The sequence below is a fragment of the Pseudoalteromonas sp. MMG024 genome, from assembly GCF_021654175.1.
In the GTDB taxonomy this organism is placed as follows: Bacteria; Pseudomonadota; Gammaproteobacteria; order Enterobacterales; family Alteromonadaceae; genus Pseudoalteromonas.
This window is the reverse complement of record NZ_JAKFZO010000033.1, coordinates 1-13175: the sequence shown is the minus strand read 5'-3', so window position 1 is coordinate 13175 and position 13175 is coordinate 1. Positions and strand designations below refer to the sequence as shown.

Below are 13175 nucleotides of genomic sequence, written 5' to 3'. Positions count from 1 at the left end.
ATATTAAAGAGCGACATTGCTCAACATTTACATGTGGACATACATACAGTATTTCAAGAGCAGAGGTGAATAATTTTTAAACTATTTATTCACATGCAATTGCCGGTGGCAATTCGAGTGCAACATCACTAAGTTACTCAAGTCATCCGAACCACCTTTAACCCTTTCCACAATATGATGGATATTCCACCCCGTTTCCTTGGTTATTTTCTGACGGCACATTGGACAACAATGTTTCTGTCTAAGCCAGAGCATCAGCACTTTTCGTTGACCTTGCATTGAATCACGCCAAGCTCGCTCAAGGCGCTGCTCAAAGTATTCTTCAAATGCTAAGTCATACGGGGTTGCTTCCGCTTTTATCTTAGTATGTCGCTTTATTACGGTATCATTGGTATAGATTAATCGCTTATCAAAGCCATCAATCGTCGTACCAGAAAATGTCCAATTTCGCTTACCTACTGTTTTAAAGTACTTTGCTTTAATCCAGCGTTTGCGCCTATTCGCATGACGTCTACGACACCATTGCCACAACATTTTCCAAACCCGATAATCCACATAATTAAAAGTTTCTTTCGCTACTACATGTCTGTGATAGTTAGCCCAGCCCCGTAAAACAGGATTAAGCAGCGCTATCAGCATACTTGCAGTAACGGTTTTGTTACTTGTTACTATGCTTTTGACTTTATGAAGCAAATTACGCAGATTTTTACGACTCGGCTTAATTAAAAGCTTATCGTTGTACTTACGTAAATTTTGCCCTAAAAAGTCGAACCCCTTATCAATATGTGTAATCACCGTTTTTTCTGGCGATAGCGTCAGTCCTCTCTCAGCCATAAAGGCTTCAACGAGAGGTTTTACTTCATCTTCTAGTAACTCTTGTGAGATACCAGTAATAATGAAGTCATCTGCATATCGCACGTAATTGACCTTGGTCTTATAGCTGGCTTTAGTATTCTTCTTCCCAAAATGAGATTCTAATACCGCTTCCAAACCATCAAGCGCCATATTAGCCAACACGGGAGAGATAATCCCTCCCTGTGGTGTTCCAGCATCTGTAGAGTTCAATTTACCAGATTCCATGAATCCCGATTTTAACCACTTCCCCAGCACTTTTTTATTCAACGGGATGTTGGAAAGTAACCAGTCGTGACTAATGTTATCGAAGCACCCTTTAATATCGCCCTCTAACGCCCATTTAGCAGAATGTTTTCGACTGAGATTAACAAAACATTGTTCAATCGCATCTGCTGTTGAGCGCATTGGGCGAAAGCCGTAACTGTTTCGATCAGCGGTTGTTTCCGACACAGGCTCTAGCGCTAACAGGTATAAAGCCTGCATTGCCCTGTCGAGCATAGTCGGTATCCCAAGTGGACGGCGTTTGCCATTCGCTTTAGGAATATACACTCGCTTTAACGGTTTAGGCTTATAGCCTTTGCGCGTTAATCGAAAAACTGCTCGCCACTTACTTTCAGGTGTACTCCATAACTCCCCATCGACACCAGCAGTCCGTTTGCCTCGATTTTCAGTTACTCGCTTAACTGCTAAACATTTAGCTGCAAACGAGCGCACCAACATACGTTGCAGAGCTTTCACTCTACGCCATTGTTGTTGCTTAGTCGCCTTCGCGATCCGTACTTGTAGCTCTCTCACCTTACGTTCAAGTGAATACCAGTCTAAGGTATGCCAACTTGTTGCTTGGTGGGAAAACGCAGGTACAACGAACTTACGTTCTTGACTCATCTTGCTATTCTCCTAAGTTAATTGTTCATCGCTTAGAAGAAGAAAATTAATATACTCCCATTGGAGAAAATAATTTTCTCCCAATGGGATGAACGCAACTATTGAAAGCTTTACAGGCTTTCACACGATTAAAGACCAGTGAGAAGTCAGCACTGTTTCCAGTTGGGACAAATTTTGAATCCCTATTTAATCCATTACAGATTAACATTCGCTTTTTCTCACCTCCTTTACCCACTAACTCCACAGCTTCTCTTACGATCAGCCTGCCACAAAGGCTAGTTATTGGGCTTACCGAGTTCCACTTTGATGACAAAGTTGGGTTAGGTTCTACAAGTCCACCGGTGGTCACATATCAGCGTATTCCCAGATGTAAAAGAAATAACTGACCACATACCTTTTGGTTTAAGCGTTACAATGACGTTTCGCTTATTGCGGTTGACGGTGTTTATAAGTAGTTCACATACGTTAACCATACCAACTAGCCTAGCCCCGTAATGAGTTGTCATTACTCATTACCACTAATCCCTCACGGTTTTAGTGCTGAAACAGAGGTACATTGTCAGGTAGCTTCGCACGAACGGATTACTCCACACGCACTAACCCTAGGCTACTGTTAGCTGAATAACAGGTCTGATCATTGGCGATTTGCCAGACAATCATCAAAGCAGCTTCTATCGCTGCGCATATTGATAGGCTTATAAATAAACCTAAGTGAATGAAGCCAACTAAATTAATAGTTGGCTCATTTAGATTGAAGCTAGGTTAACTGACAAAACAATCATCCTGATCATTATACAGTTAGAGCATACACATAGAGTGTTAACCTAAAGTGCTCTTAGGTGGCTTTAAAGGTTTCGCCAACCTTTAAAGCAAGGACCACAACCCATTAATATATTTTATTATATCAACAAGTTACGGTAGCACAGCACGACTCTCGTCGCACTACATCATTCCACCCATGCCACCCATACCGCCCATACCGCCCATATCTGGTGCAGCAGGAGCTTCTTGAGGGATTTCAGCAACCATAGCTTCAGTTGTGATCATAAGACCAGCAATTGATGCAGCAAATTGTAGTGCTGAACGCGTTACTTTTGTTGGGTCAAGAATACCCATTTCAATCATATCGTTGTATTCACCAGTTGCAGCGTTATAACCGTAGTTACCTTCACCTGCTTTTACTGCGTTAACAACTACAGATGCTTCATCACCTGCGTTAGAAACGATTTGACGAAGTGGTGCTTCCATTGCACGAAGTGCAACTTTAATACCGTGGTTTTGGTCTTCGTTGTCACCTGTTAGGTTTTCAATCTTGCTAGCAACACGTACTAGAGCAACACCACCACCTGGTACAACACCTTCTTCAACCGCTGCGCGAGTTGCATGTAATGCATCTTCAACGCGGTCTTTCTTCTCTTTCATTTCAACTTCAGTAGCAGCACCTACTTTGATTACTGCAACACCACCAGCTAGTTTAGCTTGGCGCTCTTGTAGCTTTTCTTTGTCGTAGTCTGACGTTGCTTCCTCGATTTGTGCTTTGATTTGGTTAACACGTGCGTCAATTGCGCCTTGCTCACCAACACCATCGATAATTGTTGTATCATCTTTAGTGATAACTACACGCTTCGCTGAACCTAAATCTTCAAGCTGAGCTTTTTCTAGGTCAAGACCCACTTCTTCAGAGATTACTGTACCGCCAGTTAGAATTGCGATGTCTTGTAACATTGCCTTACGACGGTCGCCAAAACCAGGTGCTTTTACCGCTGCAACTTTCACGATACCGCGCATGTTGTTAACAACTAATGTTGCTAGCGCTTCGCCTTCTAGGTCTTCAGCAATAATCAGTAGCGGCTTGCTTGCTTTTGCAACAGCCTCAAGTGTTGGTAGAAGCTCACGAATATTAGATACTTTTTTGTCTACAAGTAGAATAAATGGGCTATCTAGTTCAACTACACCTTTCTCAGCATTGTTGATGAAGTAAGGCGATAAGTAACCGCGGTCAAACTGCATACCTTCAACAACGTCTAGTTCGTTTTCAAGTGCTTGACCGTCTTCAACAGTGATAACACCTGACTCACGACCAACGCGCTCCATTGCATTTGCAATGATGTCGCCAATTTCAGTATCTGAGTTAGCTGAAATAGTACCAACTTGTGCAATTGCTTTTGTGTCTGCACACGGAACAGATAGCGCTTTAAGCTCTTCAACCGCTGCTACAACAGCCTTATCGATACCGCGTTTAAGGTCCATTGGGTTCATGCCCGCTGCAACTGACTTAAGGCCTTCGTTTACGATTGATTGTGCAAGTACTGTCGCTGTAGTTGTACCGTCACCCGCTGCATCATTTGCTTTAGATGCAACTTCTTTAACCATTTGTGCACCCATGTTTTCGAACTTGTCTTCAAGCTCGATTTCTTTTGCAACTGATACACCATCTTTAGTGATTACTGGAGAGCCGAATGACTTATCTAAAACAACGTTACGGCCTTTAGGACCAAGAGTAACTTTAACTGCATCTGCTAATACATTTACACCCGCAAGCATTTTAGCGCGAGCATCACCTGCAAAACGTACGTCTTTTGCTGCCATGATTTAATTCCTTAAAATTCTGTTAAAACCGATAATTAAAAAACGAAAAATTAACCAACAATACCTAGGATATTGTCTTCACGCATGATCAAGTACTCTTGACCGTCGATTTTCTCAGTTTTTTCCACGTAAGAGCCGAAAAGTACTGTGTCACCAGCCTTAACTTCTAGTGCACGCACTTCGCCGTTCTCTAACACGCGGCCATTGCCCGCTGCAACAACTTCACCACGTGAAGATTTTTCGGCAGCCGACCCTGTAAGTACGATACCGCCTGCTGATTTAGTTTCTTCTTCAAGACGCTTTACGATAACGCGATCATGTAATGGACGAATGTTCATTATGGGTTTTTCTCCTGATTTAATTTTCTATCTCAGAAATAAGGCCTAAAGGCCCAAAAAAGTTAGTTATGCAATTTATGGGGATTAAAAAATAGATCCCAAGGGGTTTATTGCAAATTTTTTAGTCTTTTCGTTTAAACTCACCCTCTAATGCATTAGACGGTTTATTTGATTGAATATGAGTCTCAGTAAATTGCTCACGCTCAGGTGACTGAGTGTGTGTGAAAGATGAATAATAAAAGCCACCACCTTGCTGCGGATTAGTCATTTTCACCTTAGCTTGCGACATTAAATTAGCGGCAAGACGCTTACGCACAACTGGGGTTAGCAACAAAAAGCCAATGACGTCGGTCATAATACCTGGGGTTAATAGCAACACACCGGCAATAATCACGCATAAGCCCGCAAACAACTCTTCTGCCGGCATTTGCCCTTGCGCCATATGAACTTGCACGTTTTTCAGTGCATCTGTTCCCTGTTGCTTTACTAATTTAGCACCGACAAAAGCAGTTACAATAACAAGCGCAATGGTACTCCAACCACCAATCACTTCGCTTACCTGAATAAGTAGAGCTATTTCAACAATCGGGATAACAATAAAAAGAAAAAATAAGGCTTTAAACATAGCGCTTCCTTAAAAATAGATGAAATGAATATTGGGGTTTTCAGGTCTTAATTCAAGCTTAGGAAAAATACAGCTTAAAGAATCAACCTTTTCGCTGTTATCTAATCACCCTGTTTTAATGATCATTCATGATATTTAATGTATAAAATGTGAGACTTACACATTTTCTGAAGGTTCAGTATGGCTAATTATCAATTAGTATTAACAACGTGTGCAACAAAAGATGACGCACATGCCATTGCAAAAACACTGCTCACAAAGAAACTTGCTGCCTGTGTAAATGTCTTACCGCAAGTTGAATCTTTTTACATGTGGCAAGGTAAAATGGCACACGATACGGAAATTAAGCTGTTTATAAAAACCCAAGCAGCAAAAACTCACGTATTAATCGACACATTAAAACAGATCCACCCGTATGATGTGCCTGAAATTCAAGTGATTAATATCACTGATGGCAATGACGAATATTTTAGTTGGATAGATGAGGTACTCGCGTAATGCGCTTTATAACTTTTGGCTGTGTGTTGTTACTAAACACGCTTTTTGCCTTTTTAGGTCAACCGGCAAACGCCAATACCACCTTTAATGATCTTATAAAAACCAGTCAACCTCAGTTTTTAAAGGTCGATGAAGCATTTAAAATCGATTTTGACCAACAAGGATCAACCTTATTTATAGGCTGGGATATTGCTGATGGTTACTACCTTTATAAAGAAAAACTAGAATTTGTTGCCAAAGGTGCTGATTTAACACTGCCAAAATTACCTAAAGGTACTGATCACGAAGATGAGTACTTTGGTAAAACGCAAGTGTATTTTAATGAGCTTACTACGGTTTCTAAACTCGATAATGTAGTAGAGGGTGCTTACGTAAAAGTACGTTACCAAGGCTGTGCAGAAGCGGGGTTATGTTATCAACCTGTCATTGTGGAAATTCCACTAACGGCTTTCCAAAGCCAATCAGCTGACAAAACTACAAACGATAGTATTTCAGAAGCACCTGTAACGCCTTCAAATGAATCTAACAGTGAGTTATCACTTACAGACAAGTTAAACCAGCAAAGCTTACTAACTAATTTAGCCATCTTTTTTGCATTGGGTTTAACACTGGCCTTTACACCGTGCGTATTCCCAATGTTCCCTATTCTTTCAAGCTTAATTGCAGGCCAACAAGGGTTATCAACTAAACGCGCGTTCACCTTATCATTTGTCTATGTGCAAGGTATGGCGATTACCTATGCGCTACTTGGTTTAGTGGTAGCATCCCTTGGCGGTCAAGTACAAGGATACATTCAGCACCCTGCAGTACTGATTAGCTTTAGTATTTTATTTGTGTTGTTAGCACTTTCGATGTTTGGCTTATACGAATTCAAATTGCCAGAAAGTTGGATGACGCGCTTAACGCAATTATCAAATAACCAAAAATCGGGCAACTACCTTGGTGTATTTATGATGGGTGTATTGTCTGGTTTAATCGCCTCGCCATGCACTACAGCGCCACTGTCTGCTGCATTATTATATGTTGCACAAAGTGGCGACTACTTTGTGGGTGGTATTACACTTTATGTGCTTAGCCTTGGTATGGGGATTCCATTACTATTATTAGGCACCTCTGGCGGTAAGTTATTACCAAAAGCGGGCGCTTGGATGGAGCAAGTAAAAACCTTATTCGGCTTTATTATGTTAATGGTGCCGCTGATTTTATTAGAGCGCATCGTACCTTGGCATATTATTGTAATGATTGGTTCAGGCTTATTATTAGTAACCGGTGTTTACCTTTATTATTGGCATACCCTTACGACTAACAATAAAGGCAAAACTGCGCTCTGGTTAGTTTCGTTTGTAATGGTGTTTAGCGCGCTTACTTCAATTAGCAATCAAATTTGGCCTGCTACTTCAGTACAAGCAACATCAAATAAAGCAGTTGATGTACACGGCGAGTTTATTCATGTAAGCAATCTGGAAGAGCTAGATGCAGAAGTGAGTAAAGCAGCAGCACAAGGAAAGCTTGTGATGTTTGATTTATACGCTGACTGGTGTGTTGCTTGTAAAGAGTTCGAAAAGTACACTTTCCCAGATGCTAATGTGCAAGCAGCGTTTAAAGACTATGTGTTAATTCAAGCTGATTTAACTGAATCAAATGATACCACTATCGCCTTTATGGAACGCTTTGATGTATTCGGCTTGCCAACAATTTTATTCTTTGACCGTCAAGGCAAAGAGTTAGCTGACCATCGCGTTACTGGTTTTCAAAATGCTGATGAATTTTCAACCCACTTAAACGCCCTTTCTAGTAAATTCTAACTACCTCGGTCTAATCAGCAAACCATCCTCCCCTGCTGATTAGACCAGTATTTTGCTGCTATATTCTGCGAACTCTCTATAATAATACGCCATCGTGAGAAAAACTTGCTATTTACCACGGCAAACCTTAAGTTAAACGTGGAATTTACAAAAAATAGCAAACCTCAATGATTTAATAGGAAGTTCACGAAAGATGACTGCACGTTTACGAGTTTTAGTATTAAATGGCCCAAATTTAAACATGTTGGGCAAACGCGAACCTGAAATATACGGTGCGCAAACATTAGCTGAAATAATGCAACATTTAACTCAGTACGCAGATTCAAACAACGTGGCACTGACGCACTTTCAAAGTAATAGCGAAGCCGAATTAATCTCGACGATTCATTCAGCATTTGAGCAGGTTGATTTTATTATTATTAACCCTGCCGCATTTACGCATACCAGCGTAGCACTGCGCGACGCATTACTCAGTGTAGCGATTCCTTTTGTTGAGGTACATCTGACAAATATTTATCAAAGAGAAGCGTTTCGCCATCACTCCTACTTTAGTGATGTTGCAAAAGGCGTTCTTTGCGGATTTGGTGCGAACGGTTACAAAATGGCATTAGACGCTATCTTGGCCGATCGCTAAACACACATTTAAATAAAATATTATAAGGCGGGTCGTTAGAATGGATATTCGCAAAATCAAAAAGCTTATTGAACTTGTTGAAGAATCAGGTATTGCTGAATTAGAAATCACGGAAGGTGAAGAGTCGGTACGTATTAATCGTCATAGCTCTGCACCAATGGCTGCTCCAGTTCATTACGCTGCGGCTCCTGCTGCTGCGCCAGCAGCAGCTCCGGCAGCGGCACCTGTTGCAGCTGAAGAATCAGCAGTACCTGCTGTTGCTTCAGGCCACCAAGTTAAATCTCCAATGGTAGGTACATTCTACCGTGCATCTTCACCTGAAGCGGCATCATACGTTGAAGTTGGTGACACAGTAAGTGTTGGCGATACACTATGTATCGTAGAAGCAATGAAGATGATGAACCAAATTGAATCTGATAAAGCGGGTGTTGTTAAAGCAATCTTAGTAGATAACGAAGATGCTGTTGAGTTCGACCAACCTCTATTTGTAATCGAATAACACACGCAGAAGGCAACCCTTATGTTAGATAAAGTTGTAATTGCAAACCGCGGCGAAATCGCCCTGCGTGTGCTGCGTGCATGTAAAGAGCTCGGTATAAAAACTGTTGCTGTGCACTCAACTGCAGATAAAGACCTAAAACACGTTTTACTTGCAGATGAAACCATTTGTATTGGTAAACCACCTGCATCTGAAAGCTATTTAGATACAACACGTATCATTGCGGCAGCAGAAGTAACTGACGCTGTAGCAATTCACCCAGGTTACGGTTTCCTATCAGAAAATGCAGACTTTGCTGATCAAGTAGAGCAAAGTGGTTTTATTTTCATTGGCCCGAAAGGCGACACTATTCGCATGATGGGTGACAAGGTTTCAGCAATCGACGCTATGCGTAAAGCCGGCGTTCCTTGTGTTCCAGGTTCTGATGGTCCACTTACAGACGACAGCGAGCGCAACAAGCAAATCGCCAAACGTATTGGCTACCCAGTAATCATCAAAGCTGCTGGTGGTGGTGGTGGTCGTGGTATGCGCGTAGTACGTAACGAAGAAGAGCTTCTAGATTCAATTGCATTAACGCAAACAGAAGCAAAGCAATTCTTCAATAATGGTGTGGTTTACATGGAAAAATTCCTAGAAAACCCACGTCATATTGAAATTCAAGTACTTGCCGATGGCCAAGGTAATGCGGTTCACTTAGGTGAGCGTGATTGTTCAATGCAGCGTCGCCACCAAAAAGTGGTAGAAGAAGCGCCAGCACCAGGTATTACAGCAGAAATGCGTAAAAACATTGGTGAACGCTGTACTCGTGCATGTATTGAAATTGGCTACCGCGGTGCAGGTACGTTTGAGTTCTTATACGAAAATGGTGAGTTCTACTTTATTGAAATGAATACACGTATTCAGGTAGAACACCCAGTAACGGAAATGGTTACAGGCATCGATCTGATTAAAGAACAACTAAAAATTGCAGCTGGCCAACCATTATCAATTACTCAAGATGATATTGTTATTCGCGGCCATGCGATTGAATGTCGTATCAATGCGGAAGACCCTGAAACCTTTATTCCATCACCAGGTAAAATCACACGATTCCATCCTGCTGGCGGCTTAGGTATTCGCTGGGACAGCCACATTTACGCTGACTACTCAGTACCACCGCATTACGATTCAATGATTGGTAAGCTTATCACTTACGGTGAAAACCGTGACGTAGCGATTTCACGTGCTAAAAACGCACTGAACGAGCTTGTAATTGATGGTATAAAAACCAACACCCCACTTCACAAGAAAATTCTTGCTGATGAAAACTTCCATAATGGTGGCACAAACATCCACTATTTAGAGAAGAAATTAGGGTTGTAAATCCTTAGAAAAAAGCCAGCAATTGCTGGCTTTTTTATTTCTCTAATTTTGACTTGTACAGTTGCGAACATTTAATAATCAATTGATTAATAAAATACATTTTTTACCCTATTGGCTAGTGACAAGGCAATTAAAAGTTCTTATACTTCTCACCGCTTAGTTATTAAGTATCTATAACTAACGCGTCTTAAATGGCCCTATAGCTCAGTTGGTTAGAGCACACGACTCATAATCGTTAGGTCCCTGGTTCGAGTCCAGGTGGGGCCACCATTTTTACAAGCTTATTAAGTAAAGACCTACTAACAAAAATTACCCTGTGCTACCTCTGTGCTACTTTTTATAATATTAACGAATCTTAAATGACGCAATAATTACATGTATATTTTGAACTCATGGGTTACTCTGTTTATGGGTAAATTTAATGTAATGTTTTTTACTTAACTGATTATGAAAAATATCGAACTGTCCAAATACGACTTTCAACTTATGAGCAAGGTCTTTAATAAAAGCATCCTAGTGGAGCTTGCTAAGTTTGGTGAGAGTCATACTCTTGAAAAGATAGTTTCTGGGTTAGAAGCCAATGTGATTCGCCTCGATTATCAGAACCTACCTGCATTTTTTGAGCGGGCATTTCACTTATTGAGACAGCATTACCCAAATGAATATATATATAAAAATGCTATCGCAGAAAAAATAGTAAGAGGAAGGCATAAGCTCTCAAATTCACTCTATGTCACAGAGTTCAAGGTTAATAATACTATTGCGGATGTAGCTATTTTTAATGGTACTTCAACAGCATATGAAATAAAGACTGAGTTTGACTCTTTTCAAAGATTAGACTCTCAGTTGAAAACTTATAAAAAAGCTTTTGAAAGGGTTTATCTTGTTGTACCTAGTGTTGATGTAGAGAAGGCTCTAAAAGTTGTAGACGGTACTACTGGGCTTTATGAATTAACTGATAGATATAGCCTAAAAATGTTAAGAGAAGCATCTACAAACATAGAAACTTTTTGTTCTGAAACAATATTAAATTGTTTAAGAGTGCCTGAGTATATGCAGATTATTAGCAATAACTTTGACTACAGCCCCGCACTGAGCCCATCAAAAAGAAAACAAGATTGTATCGAGCTATTTGCAAAACTTGATATAAATACCCTTCATAAGGAATATCTAAAACAAATTAGAGCCAGAGAATACTCAGAATTAGAAAAAAGCACTTTTAAAGACTTCCCTAAATCATTAACCTCAGTCTTGTTGTCAAGCCGCTTGAATAAAAAGCTTTTATTAAATTTACAATCCTGTATTGTTGGTTAGTAAATACACAATACAAGGAATGTGAAAATGTATCACTCTTATCTACGTGGTAAGCAGTTTGAGTTATTAGCTGTTCGTTATGTTATCGACAAAATTGCAGAGAGCAATTCTACACCCATTATTGAGCCAGTTAGGCAGTCAAGCAGAGATATTCTTAAATGTATAGAAGTCTTAGAAGAAAATAATTCAAATTATATCATAGTTTCAAACCCTAAAGTTGGAGAGTTAGCCAACAATTCGCTCGCGAGAGAGCAACTTTTAGATGGAATTTCTAATGCTTATCCTAATGCTGAATTTGGAGTAATTGTGAATGATACATCTACAAATACAGACATTAATATTATTCTAGATAGATACCCACAACATAGTTTTTCAATTATTCATTTTGGTCAATTTCAGGATATCCAATTTTTACAAGAACTATCAGCAACGAATAGGCAGTTTAAAAAGCATATTTTTATAGAGCATTGCTCAAGCAACTTTTATCAATCACAATTTAGTGGTTTTGAGCGTGTATTAATTGATGATTGCTTTAATCGTAGATCAACTAATAGAGAATATAGAGCTCAGTTAGAAGAGTTTTTTACTGATTTGCATGTCAACTATACAAATCGAGGTTTTCAAGGCTACGGAGATTTTTCTGTTGTGGGTGATTACTTCTCAGAGGGAGGCGGGCAGGCCATAACTGCTGCTCTTCATATCACTTTTGATAAGCCTACTTTAGAAATATATATAAGGCATTTTTTATCAGCTGAGAGGCAAGTAGCTGATGAAGTGCCGATTTTACTTGAAGAGGCCATTTCAGAACTAGAAGCTTTTATAAGAACTAAACCTGAAATTTTAGAGTGGTCAACGTCTCTCAACGAAGTGCTAGAAATCTATCAGAGTGGTTGCCAAACCAGCTTGGCATATATTAAAAAGCTATCAATTGCTCATCACTTTGAATTAATGCATAAAGTACTAATCAATGGGTAGATTTATCTCAAGTAAACTTCAGTTATTTCAGCCCTGAAATGGCCTAGCTCTTGCGATACAGTCTCAAGAGCTATTGCCTTACTTAAACCAAAACTCCTTAGCTCAGCCATTCTCTCTTGTGCGTAGCTATGCCTGAGGCCATGACCGCCATTTGAAAAGAAGAGTGTGCGATCAGATGCTTTTGAGAATGAGCATGACCATTTATGACCGCCACCAATATCATAACGTTGCAAATAGTTAATTTCCCTATCACGAACCGTTATGGGCTGTGCTAGGCGTCTTTGTTCTAGTTGTGTAGCCAGTGCGTTAGGTATTAATACATTACGGATTAGGCCGCCTTTTCCCTTTACCGTATAAATACTACCTTCTCGACCAAGCCATTTACTGTCTAGCGCTGGACGGTTATCTGCTTTACGCTCTGATACTTTGGCAATTGTTAAAAGTTCATGGGCTCTTAACCCTGCTGCGTAGGCTATTTGTGTAGATAAATTATATTTTCTAGTTTGATGTTCACTGATTGCGTGAGCTTGAGCAGGAGTATAGGCGCGAGACTTTTCGATTATCTCTTTTTCGGATTTTATTACGGTCAGCGTTTTTTTATGGCCAAGTTTGCCACTGAGTTTAAACATAGCTTGAATTGCTTGCCGTTCCATATCCAGTGTTTTTTGGCCTACAAACTCACTGCGGTAATCTAGATATTTATAAGCATCTTGAATACTCATGCCCTGTACTCCATTAATCCCAATATCTTTTGACCATTGAGCTATTTTAATAAGTGCAGTTTTATAGCTTCGAG

Annotated in this window: 12 protein-coding genes and 1 tRNA gene; 8 read left to right on the top strand and 5 right to left on the bottom strand. The window is 40.1% G+C overall.

Going from position 1 to position 13175, the window contains the following annotated elements; all coding sequences use genetic code 11:
- Positions 1-81: 81 nt before the first annotated feature.
- The 4 genes from ltrA to L1068_RS20640 all read right to left on the bottom strand — a co-directional run bounded on the left by ltrA (position 82) and on the right by L1068_RS20640 (position 5292).
- Positions 82-1740 carry a group II intron reverse transcriptase/maturase gene (gene ltrA / locus L1068_RS20655; RefSeq protein WP_237131774.1) on the bottom strand — a complete coding sequence of 553 codons (1659 nt, stop codon included), beginning with the start codon at positions 1738-1740 and terminating at the stop codon, positions 82-84.
- Between the two features lie 942 nt (positions 1741-2682).
- Positions 2683-4329 carry a chaperonin GroEL gene (groL, locus tag L1068_RS20650; RefSeq protein ID WP_237131773.1) on the bottom strand — a complete coding sequence of 549 codons (1647 nt, stop codon included), beginning with the start codon at positions 4327-4329 and terminating at the stop codon, positions 2683-2685.
- A gap of 50 nt (positions 4330-4379) precedes the next feature.
- Positions 4380-4667, bottom strand: a complete 288-nt coding sequence (locus tag L1068_RS20645; protein WP_010562115.1) for a co-chaperone GroES — start codon at positions 4665-4667, stop codon at positions 4380-4382.
- A 121-nt stretch (positions 4668-4788) separates the two neighbouring features.
- Complete coding sequence (locus tag L1068_RS20640) at positions 4789-5292, bottom strand: FxsA family protein (protein ID WP_237131772.1); 504 nt, start codon at positions 5290-5292, stop codon at positions 4789-4791.
- 180 nt (positions 5293-5472) lie between these two features.
- Between L1068_RS20640 and cutA the strand changes: the two genes are divergently transcribed.
- The 8 genes from cutA to L1068_RS20600 all read left to right on the top strand — a co-directional run bounded on the left by cutA (position 5473) and on the right by L1068_RS20600 (position 12379).
- A complete protein-coding gene (gene cutA, locus L1068_RS20635; protein ID WP_100914188.1) occupies positions 5473-5790 on the top strand; it encodes a divalent-cation tolerance protein CutA in 318 nt (105 codons plus the stop codon).
- A complete protein-coding gene (locus L1068_RS20630) occupies positions 5790-7595 on the top strand; it encodes a protein-disulfide reductase DsbD (RefSeq protein ID WP_237131771.1) in 1806 nt (601 codons plus the stop codon). Before cutA ends, L1068_RS20630 begins: the two co-directional genes overlap by 1 nt.
- A 193-nt stretch (positions 7596-7788) precedes the next feature.
- The gene (gene aroQ, locus L1068_RS20625) at positions 7789-8229 is read left to right on the top strand and encodes a type II 3-dehydroquinate dehydratase (protein WP_100914190.1); all 441 of its coding nucleotides are present in this window, start codon (positions 7789-7791) and stop codon (positions 8227-8229) included.
- Positions 8230-8269: 40 nt separating this feature from the next.
- Positions 8270-8728: an acetyl-CoA carboxylase biotin carboxyl carrier protein gene (accB, locus tag L1068_RS20620; RefSeq protein WP_237131770.1), complete on the top strand. Its 459-nt coding sequence runs from the start codon at positions 8270-8272 to the stop codon at positions 8726-8728.
- Between the two features lie 21 nt (positions 8729-8749).
- Positions 8750-10090: an acetyl-CoA carboxylase biotin carboxylase subunit gene (gene accC / locus L1068_RS20615; RefSeq protein WP_237131769.1), complete on the top strand. Its 1341-nt coding sequence runs from the start codon at positions 8750-8752 to the stop codon at positions 10088-10090.
- 193 nt (positions 10091-10283) lie between these two features.
- A tRNA-Ile gene (locus L1068_RS20610) sits at positions 10284-10360 on the top strand.
- A 177-nt stretch (positions 10361-10537) separates the two neighbouring features.
- Positions 10538-11404 (top strand): sce7726 family protein, encoded by an 867-nt coding sequence (locus L1068_RS20605; RefSeq protein WP_237131768.1) that lies wholly within the window; start codon positions 10538-10540, stop codon positions 11402-11404.
- 27 nt (positions 11405-11431) lie between these two features.
- Positions 11432-12379 (top strand): sce7725 family protein, encoded by a 948-nt coding sequence (locus tag L1068_RS20600; RefSeq protein ID WP_237131767.1) that lies wholly within the window; start codon positions 11432-11434, stop codon positions 12377-12379.
- A gap of 2 nt (positions 12380-12381) precedes the next feature.
- Here the strand turns inward: L1068_RS20600 and L1068_RS20595 are convergent.
- Positions 12382-13175 (bottom strand): site-specific integrase (locus L1068_RS20595; protein ID WP_237131766.1); only part of this gene is annotated, 794 nt, incomplete at its 5' end.